This is a genomic window from Polaromonas sp. P5_D5, assembly GCF_054049435.1.
The window spans coordinates 293,349-314,198 of the sequence record NZ_JBFUMJ010000002.1; the positions used below are offsets into that span (position 1 = coordinate 293,349).

20 protein-coding genes are annotated in these 20,850 nt (G+C 61.5%); 12 read left to right on the top strand and 8 right to left on the bottom strand.

What is annotated here, in order from left to right; genetic code table 11:
* Positions 1–110 precede the first annotated feature (110 nt).
* Both ACXJKE_RS08060 and ACXJKE_RS08065 read left to right on the top strand, forming a co-directional pair.
* Complete coding sequence (locus ACXJKE_RS08060) at positions 111–857, top strand: pseudouridine synthase (RefSeq protein WP_457280070.1); 747 nt, start codon at positions 111–113, stop codon at positions 855–857.
* Positions 858–936: 79 nt separating this feature from the next.
* Positions 937–1,530: a molybdopterin-dependent oxidoreductase gene (locus tag ACXJKE_RS08065; protein WP_457280071.1), complete on the top strand. Its 594-nt coding sequence runs from the start codon at positions 937–939 to the stop codon at positions 1,528–1,530.
* A gap of 118 nt (positions 1,531–1,648) precedes the next feature.
* Here the strand turns inward: ACXJKE_RS08065 and ACXJKE_RS08070 are convergent, their stop codons facing one another.
* Positions 1,649–2,455 (bottom strand): alpha/beta fold hydrolase, encoded by an 807-nt coding sequence (locus ACXJKE_RS08070; RefSeq protein ID WP_457280072.1) that lies wholly within the window; start codon positions 2,453–2,455, stop codon positions 1,649–1,651.
* Between the two features lie 141 nt (positions 2,456–2,596).
* On the opposite strand from ACXJKE_RS08070, the gene ACXJKE_RS08075 reads away from it, so the two are divergent.
* The 9 genes from ACXJKE_RS08075 to ntrC all read left to right on the top strand — a co-directional run bounded on the left by ACXJKE_RS08075 (position 2,597) and on the right by ntrC (position 12,683).
* Positions 2,597–3,613 (top strand): YVTN family beta-propeller repeat protein, encoded by a 1,017-nt coding sequence (locus tag ACXJKE_RS08075; protein ID WP_457280073.1) that lies wholly within the window; start codon positions 2,597–2,599, stop codon positions 3,611–3,613.
* Between the two features lie 226 nt (positions 3,614–3,839).
* Entirely contained in the window at positions 3,840–4,697 is an 858-nt protein-coding gene (locus tag ACXJKE_RS08080) for a polysaccharide deacetylase family protein (protein WP_457280074.1), read from the top strand.
* A 5-nt stretch (positions 4,698–4,702) separates the two neighbouring features.
* On the top strand, positions 4,703–5,659 hold the full coding sequence (locus tag ACXJKE_RS08085) for a sterol desaturase family protein (RefSeq protein ID WP_457280075.1): 957 nt from the start codon (positions 4,703–4,705) through the stop codon (positions 5,657–5,659).
* Positions 5,660–5,782: 123 nt separating this feature from the next.
* Complete coding sequence (locus tag ACXJKE_RS08090) at positions 5,783–6,709, top strand: EI24 domain-containing protein (RefSeq protein ID WP_457280076.1); 927 nt, start codon at positions 5,783–5,785, stop codon at positions 6,707–6,709.
* A gap of 24 nt (positions 6,710–6,733) precedes the next feature.
* Entirely contained in the window at positions 6,734–7,558 is an 825-nt protein-coding gene (locus ACXJKE_RS08095) for a competence/damage-inducible protein A (RefSeq protein WP_457280077.1), read from the top strand.
* Positions 7,559–7,782: 224 nt separating this feature from the next.
* Positions 7,783–9,198 carry a type I glutamate--ammonia ligase gene (gene glnA / locus ACXJKE_RS08100; protein WP_431097519.1) on the top strand — a complete coding sequence of 472 codons (1,416 nt, stop codon included), beginning with the start codon at positions 7,783–7,785 and terminating at the stop codon, positions 9,196–9,198.
* A 182-nt stretch (positions 9,199–9,380) separates the two neighbouring features.
* On the top strand, positions 9,381–9,914 hold the full coding sequence (locus tag ACXJKE_RS08105; protein ID WP_457280078.1) for a hypothetical protein: 534 nt from the start codon (positions 9,381–9,383) through the stop codon (positions 9,912–9,914).
* A gap of 41 nt (positions 9,915–9,955) precedes the next feature.
* Positions 9,956–11,065, top strand: coding sequence for a nitrogen regulation protein NR(II) (glnL, locus tag ACXJKE_RS08110; RefSeq protein WP_457280079.1), 1,110 nt, complete (start codon positions 9,956–9,958; stop codon positions 11,063–11,065).
* A gap of 94 nt (positions 11,066–11,159) precedes the next feature.
* Positions 11,160–12,683, top strand: coding sequence for a nitrogen regulation protein NR(I) (ntrC, locus tag ACXJKE_RS08115; protein ID WP_457280080.1), 1,524 nt, complete (start codon positions 11,160–11,162; stop codon positions 12,681–12,683).
* A 229-nt stretch (positions 12,684–12,912) separates the two neighbouring features.
* On the opposite strand, the gene xth is transcribed toward ntrC, so the two are convergent.
* From xth to ACXJKE_RS08150, 7 genes are all read right to left on the bottom strand, one after another.
* Positions 12,913–13,689, bottom strand: a complete 777-nt coding sequence (gene xth, locus ACXJKE_RS08120; RefSeq protein WP_457280081.1) for an exodeoxyribonuclease III — start codon at positions 13,687–13,689, stop codon at positions 12,913–12,915.
* A gap of 42 nt (positions 13,690–13,731) precedes the next feature.
* Complete coding sequence (locus ACXJKE_RS08125; RefSeq protein ID WP_457280082.1) at positions 13,732–14,322, bottom strand: DUF4337 domain-containing protein; 591 nt, start codon at positions 14,320–14,322, stop codon at positions 13,732–13,734.
* A gap of 44 nt (positions 14,323–14,366) precedes the next feature.
* Positions 14,367–14,849 (bottom strand): dihydrofolate reductase, encoded by a 483-nt coding sequence (locus tag ACXJKE_RS08130; RefSeq protein WP_457280083.1) that lies wholly within the window; start codon positions 14,847–14,849, stop codon positions 14,367–14,369.
* A gap of 5 nt (positions 14,850–14,854) precedes the next feature.
* Positions 14,855–16,744 carry a M48 family metallopeptidase gene (locus tag ACXJKE_RS08135; RefSeq protein ID WP_457280084.1) on the bottom strand — a complete coding sequence of 630 codons (1,890 nt, stop codon included), beginning with the start codon at positions 16,742–16,744 and terminating at the stop codon, positions 14,855–14,857.
* Positions 16,741–17,571: a thymidylate synthase gene (locus tag ACXJKE_RS08140; RefSeq protein WP_457280085.1), complete on the bottom strand. Its 831-nt coding sequence runs from the start codon at positions 17,569–17,571 to the stop codon at positions 16,741–16,743. Before ACXJKE_RS08140 ends, ACXJKE_RS08135 begins: the two co-directional genes overlap by 4 nt.
* A 70-nt stretch (positions 17,572–17,641) precedes the next feature.
* Positions 17,642–19,063, bottom strand: coding sequence for an FAD-binding oxidoreductase (locus tag ACXJKE_RS08145; RefSeq protein ID WP_457280086.1), 1,422 nt, complete (start codon positions 19,061–19,063; stop codon positions 17,642–17,644).
* A gap of 16 nt (positions 19,064–19,079) precedes the next feature.
* The gene (locus ACXJKE_RS08150) at positions 19,080–19,472 is read right to left on the bottom strand and encodes a DUF2069 domain-containing protein (RefSeq protein ID WP_457280087.1); all 393 of its coding nucleotides are present in this window, start codon (positions 19,470–19,472) and stop codon (positions 19,080–19,082) included.
* Between the two features lie 58 nt (positions 19,473–19,530).
* Here ACXJKE_RS08150 and ACXJKE_RS08155 point away from each other — a divergent pair, with 58 nt between their 5' ends.
* Entirely contained in the window at positions 19,531–20,745 is a 1,215-nt protein-coding gene (locus ACXJKE_RS08155) for a YihY family inner membrane protein (RefSeq protein ID WP_457280088.1), read from the top strand.
* Positions 20,746–20,850 lie beyond the last annotated feature (105 nt).

Here is a 20,850-nt window from a genome sequence, read left to right on the forward strand (position 1 = left end):
GCCGGTGTGGCTCGAAACGGCCAAAGTGGCAATTCTGGCCATTCGGCCTGCGGTTTCCCCGGCTGCCTGCCCGTCGCTGCCTCCCGGCGACAATACGTCCCATGGCAAGCATGCAACTTCAAGAAATTCTCTTCTCTCAGGGCTTTGGCACGCGGCGCGTGTGCGCGGGGCTGGTTCAACAGGGTTTTGTGGCTGTAGCGGGCGTCCCTTGTGCGGAACCAGCTATGGAATTTATAGCAGAGGGGCTGCACTTCACGGTGCAGGGCGTGGCCTGGGAGTACCACGAGAAAGCCTACCTGATGCTGCACAAACCGGCGGGCTACGAATGCTCGCAAAAGCCCAGCACCTACCCCAGCATCTACACCCTGCTACCGGCGCCGATCCGTCAGCGCGGCGGTGGCGCAGCGGCCGGCGTGCAGGCGGTGGGCCGGCTGGACCAGGACACGACCGGCCTCTTGCTGCTGTCGGATGATGGCAAGTTCATCCACCGCATGAGCTCGCCCAAGCAGCATGTGCCCAAGGTGTATGAGGTGCGGGCCAAACACCCGGTCGATGACAAGCAGGTGGCAAAACTGCTTGCCGGCGTGGTGCTGGACGACGACCCCAAGCCCGTGCGCGCCGCAAGCTGCGAAAAGACCGGCGAGAACCAGCTTAGCCTGACGCTCACCGAAGGCAAATACCACCAGGTCAAGCGCATGATTGCCGCGGTGGGCAACCGGGTGGAGGACGTGGGCGGCCTGCACCGTTCACGCATTGGTTCGCTGGATTTGCCGCCTGACCTGAAACCCGGCGAATGGCGTTGGCTCACGGCGCAGGACATGGCCAGCATTTCAGCGCCTTCGGTCAAAACCCCCTGAAACCGGTAAAAAACCTGATCCAGACGCGGCGGCAAGCGGTTACGCTGCCAGCTTCGCAAAAAGCAAACCCGGAGGAAACATGAACCCACGTCGTCAATTCCTGAATGCCGCCGCAATCGGTGCCGTGGCCGCACCGTCGCTGGCCTTGGCGCAACACGCGCCCAAAGCGTCGCGAGGCCCGATCCTGTTGACCGTCAGCGGGCTGATCGGTGGGGGCAACCGCGGCGCCTTCGATCCGGTGCTCGACCAGATGATGGGCAAGCAGAAAATCCAGTTCGACAAGGCCCATGTCTTTGACTTTGCCGCACTCACGGCGCTGCCGGCCGTCACCATCAAGCCGACGCTGGAATACGACAGCAAGCCGCACACCCTGAAAGGCCCCTTGCTGGCCGATGTCATGAAAGCTGCCGGCGTGAAGTTGACCGACAAGACGACGCTTTTCCTGCGCGCCGTGGACGGCTACGCAGCCCAGGTCACCGCCACCGAGGCTGGCAAATACCGTTTCATCGTTGCCACCCATCTGGACGGCCAACCCATGGCGCTGGGCGGGCTGGGACCGCTTTGGGCGGTGTATGACGCGGACCGCTTTCCCGACATGGCTGCCAAGCCGCTGCCGGCGCGCTTTGCCTGGTGTCCCTGGGCGACGTACCACATCGAAGTCAAAGAGGCTTGAGCAGCACCTGCGTCGCGTTGAAATGACGGTTCAGGCCTTGTTTTTAAATGAAATCGGCCTGTAAACCAATAGGGACGAGCGCAAGCAGCTATGAAAAACGTAGCGACTACCAAACGGCTCAATCGATGTCTTTGAGAAAGTCAGCGATCGCTTCAACCGTTTTTTCAGGCTGGTCGCGCTGGGGTGAATGCCCACAGGCGGCCAGCCTCAGTTGCCGGGCATGAGGTGCTGCCAGCGCAATTTCGTCCAGCTGCCGCATGCTGCCGTACTCATCCTCAAGCCCCTGGATGAGCAGCAACGGCGCTGCAACGCGCGCACAGTCCGACCGGATGTCAAAGCTGCGAAAGGCCGGCGACAGCCAGACATCGTTCCATTGCCAGAAAGCGACGTCCACATCAGCGTGGTAACGAGCCAGGCGCTCGCGCAAACCTCCTGATTCAAACGCGGTTCTGGCCTGGGCAATTGCCTGGACCGCGATGTCTTCGACCAGCACGTGCGGCGCCATCGCGATGCAGGCCGAAACCGGGTGGCGGCTGGCGTGGAGCAGGGCGATGCTGGCGCCATCGGAATGGCCGAGCAATACGGGGTTTTCAACCCGCAGCGTATCCAGCAGCGCGGGCAACACCTCCCAGGCCTCACGGTGCATATAGTCGGGCAGTAGCCGGCCGGTGCGTTGGCCGTTCTGCTCTGCCGGTTCACCGCGTACGTTTGGTACGGGCTCTGACTGCCCATAGCCGCGCCGCGAATACACCATACCCGACCGTCCGGTTGCCGTGCACACCGCCTGGGGCCAGTCCAGGCCGCGCTGCGTCCAGAGGCTGACCGAGCCCAGGCCTTCATGCAGGAAAACCACCGGAGCGAGGTCGGTGCGCCCGGCGATGTGCCTGACTTCCAGGCGCATGCCGTTGATCTCCATCAAGTTCATCGTTGCATCGTAAAGGATGTAAACGATTGGGCGAATCTGGCGTTGGGAAAAGGGGCCGCAGAGGACTTTTGGGTACCTTTAGGCATTTGCCACGGCTGACGCCCGGTACACTAGCCGGTTGCACGTAGAAAGACCGTTTTTGTGAATGTTTTCGTCCGTTTTGCCGCCGCCTGGCTGCTTGCCCTTGCCGGTTTGGCATGTTCCACCGCCTTTGCCCAGACGGCCGCCGCTGGTGCCGTACTTTCGGGAATCACAACGCCTGTTTTTGTGCTGAACTCGCTCGAAGACAGTGTCAGCGTGATCAACCCGGCCACCTGGACGGAAACCAAACGCATTGCCACCGGCAAGCAGCCGCACCACCTGTACCTCACGCCCGATGAAAAATCGGTGATTGTTGCCAACGCGCTGTCGGACTCGCTTACCTTCATCGACCCGAAAACCGCTGAAGTGCAGCGCACGGTGCGCGGCATCATCGACCCGTACCAGTTGCGCTTTTCACCCGACATGAAATGGTTTGTCACGGCCGCCAACCGCCTCAACCACATCGACATCTACAAGTGGGACGGCAAGGACATCACGCTGGCCAAGCGCGTGGCCACCGGCAAGACGCCGAGCCATCTGTGGATCGACACCAAAAGCACCACGATTTATTCGACCATGCAGGACAGCGACGAGCTGATCGCCATCGACCTGCCCAGCCAGTCCGTCAAGTGGCGTGTCAAGACCGGCTCCATCCCGGCCGACGTGTACGGCACAGCCGACGACAAGCACCTGCTGGTGGGCCTGACCGGCGGCGACGCCGTCGAGGTGTATGACGTGAGCGGCGCGCAACCGCAGCGAACCAAGGTCATCAAGACCGGCGCCGGCGCGCACGCGTTCCGCGCCTTCGGCGACAAACGCCATGTGCTGGTCAGCAACCGCGTGGCCAACAGCATCAGCAAGATCGACCTGCAGACCCTGGAAGTGGTGGACAACTACCCCGCGCCGGGCGGCCCTGACTGTATCGACGTGAGCCGTGACGGCAAGCAGATACTGGTCACATCGCGCTGGGCACGCAAGCTCACGGTGATCGACGTGGCAAGCCACAAGATCGTGCGCCAGGTCAATGTTGGAAAGAGCCCTCATGGCGTCTGGACGCTTGACCACGCACCACGCTGAGCCCCCACGGTCGCTCACTGCGTGTAACTCCCGAGGCCTTGCAGGCCGCGGCTCGCGGGACGCTTCGCCTCTGTCGCCCGTCCAAGCCTGCGCAGGCAGGCTTGGAGCCGCGGGCTCCAGCCCCAAGGGGGCCGCTGCGCCTGCGGCCCGGCGAAGCCGGTTCCGCGGCCCCGGCTTGGTTGGAGAGTCCCCAACGACCGCCGCTACGGCTGTTCTGTTGCAGACGATGCTTGCTATCGTTTTTGTAGCTGCTTGCGCAAATCCTGTATGGGCTGCAGGCAAAAACAATGCACAAAAATCCGCACAAAACACGCCGCAGCAGGCCGAGGCGGCCTGCAAACCCGTCTACCTGACGCTGGACACTGGCCACATGGCTGTTGCGCCGTTGATGGCTGAGGTGTTGAACAAACACAAGGTCAAGGTCACGTTCTTTGCCGCCAATGAGCGCACGCAAACCGGCGATGGCAGCCTGGGCACACAGTGGGCGGGCTGGTGGAAGGCGCGGGCGGGCGAAGGCCACGAATTTGCCTCGCACACCTGGGACCACGTTTATTGGCGGGGCGATGTACCCGGCGCACCTGGTGCACCGGTGCAGTTCAAGATGCGGCCTTCTGCGGGCCCGCAGGCAGGCAAGGACTTCACCTGGACGGCGAAGCAGTATTGCGAAGAAATCGGCAAGTCCAGCAAACGCCTCGAAGAAATAACCGGCAAAAAAACACTGCCGCTTTTTCGCGCGCCGGGCGGCAAAACCTCGCCCGCGCTGCTGGCGGCGGCCAAGTCCTGTGGCTTTGAGCATGTGGGCTGGTCGCCCGCCGGTTTCCTGGGTGATGAGCTGGCCAGCGAGAGGTTCGGCAATGATTTCCTGCTGAAGAAGGCGCTGCGCGACATCCGCTCCGGCGACATCCTGCTGGCCCACCTGGGCATCTGGTCACGCAAGGACCCCTGGGCACCTGCTGTGCTGGAGCCGCTCATCACCGGCCTGCAGTCGCGGGGCTTTTGCTTCAAAACCCTGGCTGAACATCCCCAGTACAAAGACTGGATTGCGTCGCAGGCCGCTCCGGCGTCTGCCAGGCCTTCAAAATAAACCACATGGACTGGTTCAGCGATCTCTTTTCAATGGCGCAGCAATGGTTGTTTGAGTCGGCCGTACAACCGGCCATGTTTGCGCTGGGCATGGGCAACCTGCTGGAAGACGGCTACGACGCCACCGCCTGGTTCATGGTGGGCGTCATCCAGGTGCTGATACTGCTGGCCATCGTCGGCCCGCTGCAGCGCTGGCGGCCGGTAGAGCCCGTGCTGGATCGGGCCACCATACGTACTGATGTGCTCTACACCCTGATCCACCGGCTGGGCCTGTTTCGCATCGCGCTGTTTTTCACGCTGGATCCCTGGTTTGACGAGGCTTTTGGCGCGTTGCGCACTGCCGGCTACGGTACTTTCCATTTAGACCAGCTCTGGCCGGGCGTGACGGACAACGCCCTCGTCAGCTTCGCGATTTACCTGGTGGTGTTTGACTTTGTGGCGTACTGGACGCATCGCGGCCAGCACCAGATCGAGTGGTGGTGGCGCTTGCATTCGCTGCACCATGCGCAGCGGCAGATGACGATGTGGAGCGACAACCGCAACCACCTGCTGGACGACATCCTGGTCGACTCCATCGTCGTGCTGGTGGCTCAGCTTATCGGCGTGGCGCCGGGGCAGTTCATCGCCATCGTGGCCTTTACGCAGCTCAGCGAAAGCTTTCAGCATGCCAATGTGCGGATGTGGTTCGGGCATGTGGGCGAGCGCCTGTGGATCAGCCCGCGCTTTCACCGGTTGCACCACAGCATCGGCATTGGCCACGAAAGCCATGGCCCCAAAACGCTGGGGGGCCACAACTTCGGCGTGCTGCTGCCCTGGTGGGACATGCTGTTCCGTACGGTGAATTTTGAGCAGCGCTATGACCCGACGGGCATTCGCGACCAGGTCGAAGCCAACCGTGAGTACGGCAAAGGTTTCTGGTCGCAGCAATGGATGGGCCTGAAACGCCTCTTCGGCAAAGCCTGAGCGTGCCTGGGTCTTAACCCAGCATGAGCCGTGGAACCGGCTTTGCCGGGCCACAGGCGGGCGGCCCCCTCGGGGGGCAAGGAGTTACACGCAGTGAACGACTGTGGGGGCTACACTTTCAGCATGAGCAAACTTCTTGACGCCTTCTGGCGCGCCGCGATGTATTGCCTGCACCCGCGGGTCATTGTGCTGTCGATCCTGCCGCTGGTGATCATGGGTGTGGTTTCGCTGACCCTGGGCTACTTCTTCTGGGACAGTGCTGCGGAAGCCATCCGCGTGCAACTTGGGAGCTTCGAGCTGGTTGATGCCATGGTTCGCTGGCTGGAGGGATTGGGCTTGAGCCAGCTGCAGTCTGTACTGCCCAAGGTGCTGCTCCTGCTTTTGATCATTCCCGTGATCATCATCGTCTCGCTGCTCTTTGTGGCACTGCTCATGACGCCGGCCATGGTGGCCCTGGTGGCTGAACGGCGCTTTCCCCAGATGGAGCGCAAACGGGGCGGTTCACTGTTCACCAGTTTGTTCTGGTCACTGGGCTCGACCTTGCTGGCCGTGGTGGCGCTGGTCGTTTCGATTCCGCTTTGGCTGATTCCCCCGCTGATCCTGGTGCTGCCGCCGCTGATCTGGGGCTGGCTGACTTACCGTGTCATGTCTTATGACGCCATGGTGGACCACGCCAGCAGTGAAGAGCGGCGCCAGATATTCAAGGAGCATCGCCTGCCGCTGCTGGCGATCGGTGTGTTCAGCGGCTACCTCGGTGCGGCTCCCAGCCTGCTGTGGGCCTCGGGCGCGATGTTTGTGGCCATGGCGCCCATCCTGGTTCCGGTGGCGATCTGGATCTATACGCTGGTGTTTGCGTTTTCCTCGCTCTGGTTTGCGCACTACACGCTGTCGGCCCTGGAACAGCTCCGCAAGAAAAACAATGCCCTGGCGCCCGACCCGCTTGCGCAAGCAGCTATTGAATCGATAGCAAATGAACTGGCCCCCGATGCCCTTCCCGGGCCGGCGCCCAGCTTCGGTTCGCTGGGCGGAAAGCCCGAATCACAACCCTGAACCCGTTACCTGACAAGCCTGAACATGACCCCACAATTCGGCCTCATCATCGTCGGCGACGAAATCCTTTCCGGCAAACGCGCCGACAAACACCTGCCTAAAGCCATTGAACTGCTGGGCGCGCGCGGCTTGCAGCTGGCCTATGCCGACTATGTGGGCGACGACCCGGCGCGCATCACGGCCACGCTGGCGCGCGCCTTTGCCGCCGCGCGTGAACATGGCGACGTGGTCTTTTCCTGCGGCGGTATAGGCGCCACTCCTGACGACCACACCCGGCAGTGCGCCGCCAAGGCCTTGGGCCTTGAGCTCGCGCTGCACTCCACGGCCAAAACCCTGATCCTGGAGCGCATGGCCGATGTAGCCAAAGAGCAGGGCATACCTTATGAGCCTGACCGCGACGACAACATCCACCGGTTGAACATGGGCGTGTTTCCGGTCGGCGCGGAGATTATTCCGAACCCCTATAACAAGATACCGGGCTTCACCTGCCGCGCAGGGCAGGGGGCCGTTCACTTTGTGCCCGGTTTCCCGGTGATGGCCTGGCCGATGATCGAGTGGGTACTCGACAACGGCTATCCGCACCTGCACCAAAAGTCGGCTTACACCGAAAAATCAGTGATCATTTTTGGGTCTATGGAAGCCATGCTTACCCCCCTTATGCTCGACATTGAAGCGGCGCATTCCGGCGTCAAGGTATTCAGCCTGCCGAGTGTGGACCACCCCGAATATGGCCGGCATATTGAGCTGGGAGTGAAAGGCGCCCCCGAAGCGGTGAACCGGGCCTATCCCGCCATGCTGGCAGGGTTGCACAAATTCGACCTGAAATTTGGCCCCGAATTGGTGCGTTAAATAATGGCCCCAAATGTGTGCGGTTTGCGATGCGCACCTAATTGGTGCGATTGTTGTCAGGTGTTTTTTGTATTTTCGGCCGTACCAAGGCGGGAAGTGAAGCCAGATCACGGCACAATCCGGGGCTTGGCAGGAAACTGAAGCGCCAATGTCTGTGGCACAAAAAGTGCATTCGACAGCCCGAATAGATTTTTCAACCACCCATCCAGCAACAGGAGATTTTGATGGCAAAGACCGTCGCAGACGTCATGAAAATGGTCAAGGAAAACGAGGTCAAGTTTGTTGACTTCCGTTTTACCGATACCCGGGGCAAAGAGCAGCACGTGACCGTGCCCGTGTCCCACTTTGACGAAGACAAATTCACGTCGGGCCATGCATTCGACGGCTCCTCAATTGCCGGCTGGAAGGGCATTGAAGCCTCCGACATGCAACTGATGCCTGACCCAAAGACGGCCAACATCGATCCGTTCTTTGAAGAAACCACGCTGTTCATGAGCTGCGACGTGCTCGAGCCTGCTGACGGCAAGGCCTATGACCGCGACCCGCGCTCCATCGCGCAGCGCGCAGAGGCTTACCTCAAGGCTTCCGGCCTGGGCGACACCGCCTACTTCGGTCCCGAACCCGAGTTTTTCATTTTTGACGACGTGCGCTGGAACACCGACATGTCGGGCACCTTCTTCAAGATCGAAGAATACGAAGCGCCCTGGAATTCGGGCGCCAAGCTCGAAGGCGGCAATCGCGGCCACCGTCCTACCGTCAAGGGTGGTTACTTCCCCGTGCCTCCTGTCGACAGCACGCAAGACATGCGCGCCGAGATGGCCCTGATCCTCGAATCGCTGGGCATCCCCGTTGAAGTGTTCCACCACGAAGTGGCCGGCGCTGGCCAGAACGAAATCGGTACCCGTTTCAGCACGCTGGTTCAGCGCGCCGACTGGACGCAAGTCCTGAAATACGTCGTGCAGAACGTGGCTAACGCCTACGGCAAAACCGCCACCTTCATGCCCAAGCCTGTTGTCGGCGACAACGGCTCCGGCATGCACGTTCACCAGTCCATCTGGAAAGACGGCAAGAATCTGTTTGCCGGCGACGGCTATGCAGGCCTGTCTGATTTCGCCCTGTACTACATCGGCGGCATCATCAAGCACGCACGTGCCCTGAACGCCATCACCAACCCAGGCACCAACAGCTACAAGCGTCTGGTTCCTGGCTATGAGGCACCGGTCAAGCTGGCTTACTCGGCCAAAAACCGCTCGGCGTCGATCCGCATTCCTTACGTCGCCAACCCCAAGGGCCGCCGTATCGAAGCGCGTTTCCCCGATCCACTGATGAACCCGTACCTGGGCTTCTCGGCCCTGATGATGGCCGGCCTGGACGGCGTGGAAAACAAGATCCACCCGGGCGAAGCCGCCACCAAGGATTTGTACCATCTGCCACCCGAGGAAGATGCGAAAGTGCCAACCGTGTGCCACAGCCTCGACCAGGCACTGGACGCCCTCGACGTGGGCCGCAGCTTCCTGACCAAGGGCGGTGTGTTCACCGACAGCATGATCGACGCCTACATTGAACTGAAGATGGGTGAAGTGACCCGCCTGCGCCAGGCGACTCACCCGATCGAATTCGAGATGTACTACTCCCTGTAATCAGGAGGGCGAAAGCCCAACCGCCTACTGTTTATTTACACAGTTTGTGGTCAAAAAAGGACGGCATATGCCGTCCTTTTTTATTGCCCCGGCAGGTTGTGGGTTTGCTGGCTTTGTATTTTTGCGCCTTTGCCGCATACTGATAGACCGTCCTTCGCCCTTTCTGGGTATCGGGAGTTCCTATGAAACACACCTTATTGCTTTCTACCTTGTCGTTGCTGCTGGCTGGCGCGGGGAATGCTGCATGGGCGCAGCAGATTTACCGCTGCGCGGGCATCGGAGGCGCGGCCCCTGAATACATCAACAACGCAAAAGATGCCCAAACCCGGAGCTGCAAACTGCTGTCCGGCGGCAATGTCACGGTGATGCAGAGCACGCCAGTGCCCAAAGCGGCGGTTCGCGTGGCTGCGGCCGCAGGCTCCAGCGGCCCGCGCACTGATGGCAGCTCCGAACAACGGGCCCGCGACAACGATTCGCGCACCATCCTTGAGTCCGAACTGAAAAAGGCCGAAGCCAAGCTGGCCGAGCAGCAAAAAGAATTCAACAACGGCGAACCTGAAAAACAGGGCATTGAAGGCCGTAATTACCAGCGCTACCTGGACCGCGTGGCAGAGATGAAAGACAGCATCGCCCGTAACCAGAGCGACATTGCCGGCCTCAAGCGCGAAATTTCCCGCTTGCCTGGCCCGCCGCCTGCTGCGCTCGTCGCCAATTAAACCAACGCGGCAAGTCGCGGCAAGCCGGCTTCTGGAGGAAAATGGATGGCTTGAACAAGCCCTCCATCCGCGCCGCTTTATCGTCCGTCCCGGTCACCGGACTTCCCCCCCGTTTTCAGGCGTTTGACCTGCTGGCCACGCTGGTGGCCGTGGTGCGCACCAACGGCACCGTGGTGTTTGCCAATGCCGCGCTGGAAGACGCGCTGGGCACCTCGCGGCGGACCATTGAAGGCTCACAGCTCCCCGATTGCTTTACCGAGCCGCTCATTTTGCAAAATGCGCTGGAGGGCGCGGGCAGCAATGAATTTGCCGCCCTGCGTTACGACGCGTGGCTCAGGCGCCTGAACCACGAACCGCTGCCCGTGCATGTGGTGGTGGCGCAGACCGACACCCCGGGTGAGGCGATTGTGGAGCTGCTGCCGCTGGAGCAGCAAGCCAAGCAGGAGCGCGAAGAACGCCTGATCGACCAGGCGCAGGCCAACAAGGAGTTGATCCGCAACCTGGCCCACGAGATCAAAAACCCGCTGGGCGGTATTCGCGGCGCTGCGCAGCTGCTGCAGATGGAAATCGGCAAGGACCTGACCGAGTACACCCAGGTCATCATCCATGAGGCAGACCGCCTGCAGACGCTGGTAGATCGCCTGCTGGCCCCGCACCGCCGCCCGCACCTGGTGGGCGATGTCAATATTCACGAAGTGTGTGAGCGCGTCCGCTCCTTGATCCTGGCGGAGTTCCCAAAAGGTTTGAGGGTTACGCGCGACTACGACATCTCGATTCCTGATTTCCGCGGAGACCGCGAACAGCTCATTCAGGCGGTGCTGAACATCGCGCACAACGCCGCGCAGGCTTTGGCGGAACGGGTCGCGGCGGGCAATGCGCACATCACTTTCAGGACAAGAATCGCCAGGCAGGTAACTTTTGGCAAGCAGCGCTATCGCTTGGCATTGGAATTGCATGTTATCGACAATGGACCGGGTGTGCCGGACTCCATCAAAGACCGCATCTTCTATCCGCTGGTATCCGGGCGGGAAGGTGGTTCGGGGCTGGGGCTGACATTGGCGCAAACCTTTGTCCAGCAACACCACGGTTTGATTGAGTGCGACAGTGTGCCGGGCCGTACAGATTTCAAGCTGCTTATACCGCTGCCTTGAAATGTGTTCTCAGCCATGATTGATACATAACGCGATCGTGCAGAGGGTTCCAGAAAGCCCTGCATTGAAAGCACGAAAAAAGGGACTGCACTACATGAAACCGATCTGGATCGTTGATGATGACCAGTCCATCCGGTTTGTTCTGGAAAAGGCCCTGCTCCGCGAGGACCTTCCTACGCGCAGTTTCACCAATCCCCGCGAAGTTCTTGCCGCACTGGAAAGCGCGACGGAGGATGAAGGGCCGCAAATTCTTGTGAGCGACATACGCATGCCGGGCGGCTCTGGCCTCGACCTGCTCGAAAAGGTCAAGCAAAAGCTCCCCGGCCTGCCGGTCATCATCATGACCGCATTCTCCGACCTCGACAGCGCCGTGTCTGCCTTCCAGGGCGGCGCCTTCGAATACCTGCCCAAGCCGTTTGACCTGCCCAAGGCGGTAGAACTCATTCGCCGTGCAGTGGAAGAAAGCCAGCGCGAAGAGGTGGCTGAAGAGCGCATGGCCTCCGCGCCCGAAATGCTCGGCCAGGCGCCAGCCATGCAGGACGTGTTCCGCGCCATTGGGCGCTTGAGTCAGAGCATGGTGACCGTGATGATCACCGGTGAGTCAGGCTCGGGCAAAGAGCTGGTGGCGCGTGCGCTGCACAAGCATTCGCCGCGCGCCAATGGGCCCTTTGTGGCCATCAATACCGCGGCCATCCCCAAGGATTTGTTGGAAAGCGAACTGTTCGGTCATGAGCGCGGCGCGTTCACCGGCGCGCAGACCATGCGGCGCGGCCGCTTTGAACAAGCTGAGGGCGGTACGCTCTTTCTCGATGAAATCGGCGACATGCCGTTTGACTTGCAGACGCGCCTTTTGCGTGTGCTGAGTGACGGCCATTTCTACCGCGTCGGCGGGCACAACGCCGTCAAGGCCAATGTGCGCGTGATCGCTGCCACTCACCAGGACCTGGAGCAACGCGTCAAGGAGGGCGGCTTCCGCGAAGATCTGTTCCACCGACTCAATGTGATCCGCCTGCGCCTGCCCGCACTGCGTGAGCGGCGCGAAGACGTCTTCATGCTGACACGCCACTTCCTGCAGCAAAGCGCCAAGCAGCTCGGTGTGGAGCCCAAGCGGATTTCCGACCTGGCGCTGCAGCAGCTCAGCAACTTTGGTTTCCCCGGCAATGTGCGCCAGCTCGAAAACATTTGCCACTGGCTCACCGTCATGGCGCCGGCGCAGGTGATTGAGCCCAAGGATCTTCCACCCGAAGTGCTGGGCGTTATCCCTGAGTCGGGCAAAACCCAGGCGCTGGCCGAGAAAGCGGGTGCTGCCAAAGTAGAGTGGACAGCAGGCACCGGCGCCGAAAAAGCGCCTGCCAGCCATGTGGCTGAAGCTGCCGTGCTGGTGCCGTCAGGCCCTGGCCTTGAGCAAAGCTGGGAAAGTGGTCTTGAAGCAGAAGCCCTGGCATTGCTGGCGACCGGTCGTAGTGACGTGTGGGATGTGCTGACCCGGCGCTTTGAATCCAAACTGATCCAGACCGCACTGGTCAATACACGCGGGCGCCGCATTGAGGCCGCTCAAAAGTTAGGCATAGGCCGCAATACCATCACGCGCAAGATTCAGGAACTCAATCTGGAGTGAATGTGGCCCCCACGGTCGCTCACTTCGTGTAGCTCCCTGCCCCCCGAGGGGGCCGCCCGCCCTCCGGCCCGGCAAAGCCGGTTCCGGGGCTCATGCTGGCTTGAAGAATTCAGTGGCGTAACCAGCGGGGGTTTTCACCAGCAGAGGCCGCGGGACTGGCTTTGCCAGACCGCTGGCCTCGCCCCCTGGAAGGGGGGAACGGGCTACACGAAGTGAGCCTGGACGGGGGTCAACCAATCTCCACGGTGACCGGCGCGTGGTCGCTGGGCTTTTCCCATTTGCGGGGCACGCGATCTATGGTGCAGCCTTTGACTTGCGGCTTCAGGGCGTCGCTGACCAGGATGTGGTCGATGCGCAGGCCGCGGTTCTTCTGGTAACCGAGCATGCGGTAGTCCCACCACGAAAAGCTTTTGAGCGGCTGCTCGAACATGCGGAAACTGTCGGTCAGGCCCAGCGCCACCAGCTGGCGGAAATGTTCACGCTCTTCCTTCGTGTGGTGAATGGTGTCGCGCAAGCCCTCCGGGTCGAACGAATCCTGGTCTTCCGGTGTGATGTTGAAGTCGCCCAGCAGCACCAGTTGTGGGTGGGCTGCCATCTCCGCGCGCACATAAGCCTGCAGACCTCCCAGCCAGCGCATCTTGTAGGCGAACTTTTCGCTGCCGGGCTCCTGCCCATTGACGAAATAGCCGTTCAGCACGCGGATGGGTCCCGCAGGGCCATCCACCGTGGCGGCAATGACGCGTGAATGCTCGTCTTCAAAGCCGACGATGTTTTTCACCACGTCGCGCAGCGGCGTGCGCGACAGGATGGCCACGCCGTTGTAGGTTTTCTGGCCAAAAGCAACGGCTTCATAGCCGGCGGCCTTGAGCGCCTCCAGCGGGAACTTGTCGTCCGTCATCTTGAGCTCTTGCAGGCACAGCACGTCGACAGGATTGGCCGCGAGCCAGTTCAGCACATGCGCAAGCCGCGCAGTGAGGGAGTTCACGTTCCAGGTGGCAATTTTCATGATTTAGTGCTCCAGCCCAATAAGGACGTGCGCAAGTAGCTATCAAATATGTAGCAAGGCAAATACGCCGATGACCAGCCCCACACCGGCCACGACGAACATGCCGTATTCAAGCCACTTCTTGCGGGTCAGCAGCGCGATGGCCGCCAGGGCAATGGCCACCTGCAGCACGGTGGTGGCCTGCGCCCATCGATGGTGCTGGTGCATCTGCTCATCGGACGATTTGTCCCAGGTGGTGGCTTCGGCTTCGAGCTTCTCCGCGCCGACCTTGATCTCGTTTTTTTCTTTTTCGTAGCGGTCTATCTTGCCCTGGTAGCCGGCTTTTTTATCCTCAGGCGCCAGGTCGCGGGCGAGTTCCGCCAGCGACTGCTTGGTGCTTTTCGACTGGAAGTAATTCCACTGGTTGGACGCCTCCGTCTTCTTGATGGCCGCGTTGTTTTTATAGAGGCCTGCATTGGCCTGTGTGGCGCCGCCCATGTAGGCAAAGATGGCACCTATGGTGGCAATGATGGCCGTGATGACCGCGATCTGCGCGATCATGCCGCCGTTGTCGTGGCCGCCGTGGCCGCCTTGAGCCGCATGCTCGAGCTCATGGTCGTGGGGCCCGTGTACGTGAAATCCGCCTCCTGACATATCTGTTTCCCTCGTGTGTGTGTTGTTATCTGTTATGGATGGTTTTATTTTTGGTAGGTGATGAAGCTGAACTTCATTCCGTTGGCCGACACGTGATTTTCACGTGCGGCCTCCCGCCATTCGGGCCCCAAGGGCGGCGCGTAGGCGTCGCCCTCAATAGTTTCGGCGATCTCTGTGACTTCTATGCGATCTGCCAGCGGCATCGCCTGCGCGTAAATCTGCGCGCCGCCCAGGATCCACACCTCGGCTGAAGATGCGCACAGCGCCAGCGCGTCGGCCAGGCTCGCGGCCGTTTCGGCGCCGGTGTCTTTCCAGTCAGGCTGCCGCGTGATGACGATGTTGGTGCGGCCGGGCAGCGGGCGGAATTTCACCGGCAATGAATCCCAGGTCTTGCGGCCCATGATGACCGGCCAGCCGGTCGTCAGGCGCTTTAAGCGCGCCATGTCTTCCGGCAGGCGCCAGGGGATGGTGTTGTCGCGGCCAATCACGCCGTTGGCGGCGCGGGCGAAGATCATGTGGATTTTCATGGTGTTCAGAGGGAATCGATCCGGATGATATCCAGATTCAGGGGCCTGGCCGGCGCGATGATCGCGCTGCCGGGAACTGCTTGCAGTTGCTTGAGCAGGCGTGGATTGAGCGCCTCGGAGGTATAGACAGTGTGCACCATCGCCAGTTGGTCGGGCGGTGTGACGGCCTGAAGGTAGTCCTGGTAACGCGAGCGAAGCGCGTCTTCGCCAAGGCCGGTTGTGTGGGCTTGCTCATGGTCAATCCGCACCACGAGGATATTCACGGTATGAGACAGGCCTGCCGCGTCGGGCAGGTCCAGCTGCACGGCCCAGCAGCCGTCGGTCAGTGATTCACCCGCCAGCACCTCCGCCAGAAGCGGCGCCGCACCGGGTGCGATGGCGCGTACAGGGCGGCACAGAAGGGCCTCCCACAACTGCTCGTACAGCGGCGTCAGCCTCCTGTGCGTGTAGCGGCGGCGTATGACGGCTTCACGTGCGGCCTTCGGGTCGCCGTGCGATGCGAGATAGCCGCAAATAACGTTCTGCGCCCCGAGGGCGATGCGTTTGTCCAGCCGGATCGATTGCCGCAATTCCTCGACGCCGGCGTTGTCGCCTCTTTCGAGCAACGCCAGGCCGAAGTAGAACCGGGCCATGGCCATTTCGGGATGGCGGGYGGCCGCTGCAGACAGCAGGGCCAGGCTTGAGTCGTCGCTCTGCAACTGCTCTTGCACAATCGCCGTCGCCAGTTCGGTCTGGGCGGGCGTTTGTTCGGAGAAGAGCACATGCACCCCACCGGCCACCAGCCACCGCATCCGCAGGTGGTCGAATCGCCAGTCGGCCTGCGTGTTTTTCTGCCAATCCTCATTGCAGGCCGACAAAACCCGGGCCCATTCCTTGCCGAGAAGCATGTCTCCGGCGCAGGGCGAGCTTTCAACCGGCGGCGGCTCGACCTGCAGGCCGAGCGCCGCCGCACGTTCATGCAGCGGCGGGTGGGTGTCTTGCGCACGCCGTGGGCGGCTGGCTCCCTCCGCGAGCGCCTGCGGCATGAAGCTGCCATGGGCCTCGACAAAATCGGATGTCAGCCCCCAGAAGTTGCCGGGCGCTTGCGCCGATTGCATGCGCAGGTTGCTCAATTGCGTGGGCAGTTTCCGGGCCAGAAGAAAAGAAATAAATTCCAGCCTGGCAAGAGCGTCGGTGAGGTGGCGCGCTGAGGAAGTCCGCGCTGCGACGGCGTCGGCCTCGAATTCACACTGGCGGGACCAGCTGGATGATCGCGAGACAAAGTAGGGAACAAACCAGGACGCGATGGCCTTCAGCCCCCCATCCACGAAGCTGTCGTTGCCTTGCATGTGAAGGTAGTGGTCCCATTTGGCCCGCACCCTGTAGATCCAGTGACCCAGACGCCCGTGGTTGCGGGAAAAGTGCCCCAGCTCGTGCGCGATGACGGCTTTCACTTCGTCCTTGTTCAGCATCTTCAGCAAGGGGACACCCAGTATGAGAGTGCGGCGGCTGCCAAACAACGACAGGAAGCCGCCGGTTTGATAAGCCGCCGCGTTCAGTTCGTTGTCCAGCACGATGCGGTGGATGCGCGGCGCCGCGGCGCTGGTACACAAGCCGTCCACCATCTCAAAGAGCGCGGGTGCTTCTTCACGGCGAATGGTGTGCCGGCCAACCGTGCCGGGCGAGGGCTGGACCAGCCACCACAGGAAGAGAAAGGCCGCGAGGCCAAACACCGCGGCAAAACCGGGTCCCCAAATGGCGGCCTGAAGCATCACGAAGGGCGCGATCGGCAAGATGACCACCGTCACAAAGATCAGCTCCGAGGCCAGAGCCAGCAGTGTGAGTGAAAACCGTTGCCGCGAATTGAACGTGGAAGCCGGCGCTGCGGAGGGAGCGCCTGCCTGCACGGATGTCACACCGCTACCGGCGCCTTGATGGCGTCGTGATGCTGATACTCGAGAAACTCAAAATCTTCAAACTGATAGTCAAAGATCGATTCGGGTTTGCGCTTGATCTGCAGCGTGGGGTAGGCAAAAGGCTTGCGGCTCAGCTGCAAGGCCACCTGCTCATGGTGGTTGCTGTAGATGTGGCAGTCGCCACCGGTCCAGATGAAATCACCCACACCCAGGCCGCATTGTTGCGCCACCATGTGGGTGAGGAGAGCGTAGCTGGCAATGTTGAAAGGCACGCCCAGGAAAATGTCAGCGCTGCGCTGGTAGAGCTGGCAACTCAGTTTGCCGGGCTGACCCTGGACTTCAGATGGCGCCACATAGAACTGGAAAAACGCGTGGCAGGGCATGAGCGCCATCTTGGAGAGGTCGGCCACGTTCCAGGCGCTCACGATGATGCGGCGCGAATCAGGGTTGGTCTTCAGCGTCTTGATGACTTCGCTGATCTGGTCGATGTGGCCGCCATCCGGCGTTGGCCAGCTGCGCCATTGCACGCCATAAACCGGGCCCAGGTCACCGTCTTCGCGCGCCCATTCGTCCCAGATCGTGACGCCGCGTTCCTTGAGCCAGTTGTTGTCGCTCGATCCCTGCAGAAACCACAGCAGCTCATGCACGATGGATTTGAGGTGAACCTTTTTGGTGGTCACCAGCGGAAAGCCCTCATTCAGGTCAAAGCGCATCTGGTAGCCGAACACGCTTTTCGTGCCGGTGCCGGTGCGGTCGGCCTTGAAGGCGCCGTGGGTGTCCACATGGCGCATGAAATCTTCATATTGAGAGCGGATGGGGCGGGTCATTTACAACCAGTCGGCTTGGGGTCAGGAGGGGGGCGGGGGCCGGCGGGGCGGCGTGCGGCCAAAGGTTTAATTATGCCTTTAGCACCCGTCCCGGGTTCATCAGGTTATGAGGGTCCAGGCCCTGTTTGATGGCGCGCATCATGTCCAGAGCCACAGGTGATTTGTGCTTGGGCAGCGTGTTGACCTTGAGGCTCCCCACACCGTGTTCGGCCGAGATCGAGCCCCGGTAGCGGTCCACCGCTTCGTAGACCAGGGCATTCATGGGCGTCTCCTGCTCGTTCAGGAAACGTGCCTGGTCTTCATTCTCCGGCGCCTGCACGTTGTAGTGCAGGTTGCCGTCGCCCAGGTGGCCGTAGACGACCATGCGCGCGCCGGGAAAACGCGCGAGCAGCAGGGCATTGGTTTCAGTCACGAATTCGGGGATGCGCGACACGTTGATCGAGATGTCGTGCTTGATGTTCAGGCCCTCTTCGGCCTGCGCCATCGGGATGCTTTCACGGATATGCCACAGTGCGTGCGCCTGCGCCATGCTCTCGGCGACGACCGCATCGGCGACACAGCCTGCTTCCATGGCGGCTTCCAGCAAGCGTTCGAAGCATTCACGCGCATGGGCTTCGGATTCGTTGTCCGAGTTCTCCAGAACCACGCACCAGGCGTGCTCTTGCCAGAAAGGCACGCGTTGTTGCGGGAAGTGCCTGGCCACCAGGCCCAGTGCGAACTGGCCCATGACTTCGAAACCGGTCAGGCCGGAGCCCAGGTGCTCATGCGCCAGGCCCAGCAGCTGTACGGCGGCCTCAAGCGACGGCACGGCCGCAAAGGCGGTGAGCTGGGATTTGGGCATGGGATACAGCTTCATGATGGCGCCGGTGATCACGCCCAGCGTGCCTTCGCTGCCGATGAACAGGTGGCGCAGGTCGTAGCCGGTGTTGTCTTTTCGCAGGCCAGAGAGGCCGTCCCAGATTTCGCCCTGCGCGTTGACGACTTCCAGGCCCAAGCAGAGGTCGCGCGTATTGCCGTAGCGCACGACCTGGGTGCCGCCGGCGTTGGTGCCGAGGTTGCCGCCAATGGTGCAGCTTCCTTCCGAGGCCAGACTCAGGGGAAACAGGAAACCGGCTTTTTCGCAGGCTTCCTGCAGGTTTTGCAGCACGCAGCCGGCATCGACCGTGATGGTCAGGTTGCCGGCGTCCAGCGTGCGCACCTTGTTCATGCGTGTCAGGCTGAGCACGACCTGCGTGCCGGTGTCGTCGGGTGTCGACCCTACCACCATGCCGGTATTGCCGCCTTGCGGCACGATGCTCACGCGTGCTGCGGCGCAGGCTTTCACCACGGCCGCGACTTCAGGCGTGGAGCCAGGACGCACCACGGCCAGGGCCTTGCCGGTTTCGCGCCTGCGCCAGTCCTGTACCCAGGGCGTCAGGTCGCCATCAATCAGGACATTGGGTGCGCCGACGATCTGGCGCAGGGACTCAATCAGTTGGGTGTGTGTGCTCACGATGTTCGGCTTCAGGTTAAGGGGTTGATGGATTTGAGGCGCTGGAAGCGGTGGAGGCGTTTTTCAGCCGCACCCGCACATGCATCGCGCAGGCGACAAACAGCGTGAGGCACAGCAGTACCTCGATGAAGGCCAGGTAGTTGCCGGGGGCGCGGTCGCTCCAGGCCCGCACCACGCCTTCGGTGAAATAAAGCCACACCAGCAGGCTGACCCAGCGGTAGGTGTACATGCGGTTTTTCATGATGCCGGCCAGCGGGATGCACAGCGGCAGCACTTTGAGCGCCAGTAATGAGCCGCCCGGGCGTATGGGCGCCAGCCACATTTCCCAGGCCAGGCCCAGCACGATAAGGCCCAGCAGGCTGGCCAGCGCGAGCCGGCGGGTGATGTCAATTTGCGTTGTTTTGTTCATGGTCATGGGAACCCGCTGGACCGTCAACAGGTTCAAGGTCAGTGGCATGATACCGGGGATGAAATTTCAGCAATATCTCGAGGACCTCTTGAGCGACCTGTCGCGCTTTCCATGGCGCGGCACAGCGCTCACGCTGCGTGACCGTTTCCGGGAAGACCACATGGGCCTGACCGCCAGCAGCCTGACCTTCACCACCTCGATCGCGCTGGTGCCGTTTTTTACGGTGGCGCTGGCCATCTTTACGGCCTTCCCGATGTTCTCGAAGTTGCAGGGCGCCCTGCAGGCCTGGCTGATTCAGAGCCTGATCCCCGACAACATCGCCCGCCAGGTGCTGGGTTACCTGACGCAATTCAGCCGCCAGGCCAATAAGCTGGGCATCGCGGGCCTGGCCGTGCTTCTGGTCACGGCCATCGCGCTCATCCTGACCATTGACCGAACGCTCAACGGTATCTGGCGCGTCAAAAAGGCGCGGCCACTGACGCAGCGTGTGCTCATTTATTGGGCTGCCATTACCTTGGGGCCGCTGCTGCTGGCGGCCAGCCTGGCGGTCACTTCTTATGTGCTGTCGGCCTCGGGCGGCCTGGTGGGCGCTTTGCCCGTCAGCCTGCGTTTTCTGCTCAGCGTTCTGCAGTTTTTCCTGGTGGCGGGGGGCATGGCGGCGATGTACCGCTATGTGCCCAATACCTACGTGAAGTGGTCGCATGCCTGGGTAGGGGGCCTGTTTGTGGCTGCGGGCATTGAGGTGGCCAAACGCGTGCTGAGCCTGTATCTGGGCGCCGTGCCGACCTATTCGCTGGTGTATGGCGCGTTCGCTACCTTGCCCATCCTCCTTGTATGGATTTATGTGTCCTGGGTCATCGTGCTGATGGGCGCTGTGATTGCCGCGTACCTGCCCAGTCTCCTGGCCGGAGTGGCCCGTCGCGGCAGCGCGCATGGCTGGCATTTCCAGCTGGCCATTGAAGTGCTCCAGCAGTTGCACCGGGCACTGGCTACCCCGCGCAAGGGCGTCAGCGCTTCGCAGCTGGCCGAGCTGCTTCAGGTGGACGGGCTGCAGCTGGAGCCGGTACTGGAAACACTGGTTGCCCTGGACTGGGTAGGCCAGCTCAATGAAGCCGAGGGCGAGGTAGAAGCCCGTTACCTGCTGCTGGCCGATCCCGACGCCACGCCGCTGGAGCCGCTGATACAGCAACTTTTGCTGGACAAAGCCGAAGCGGTCCAGGGCCTCTGGGAAAAGGCCCGGTGGCCGGCCATACGGCTGCGCGACGCGCTGTAAACCGCCAACTCCGACCCGCCAATCCCCGCACAGCAGGTTTCGGGGCTAGTCCATCCGGACTAAAAACCAGTCGCTGTTTGGGGATATTTGTGCCTGCCGGCGTGT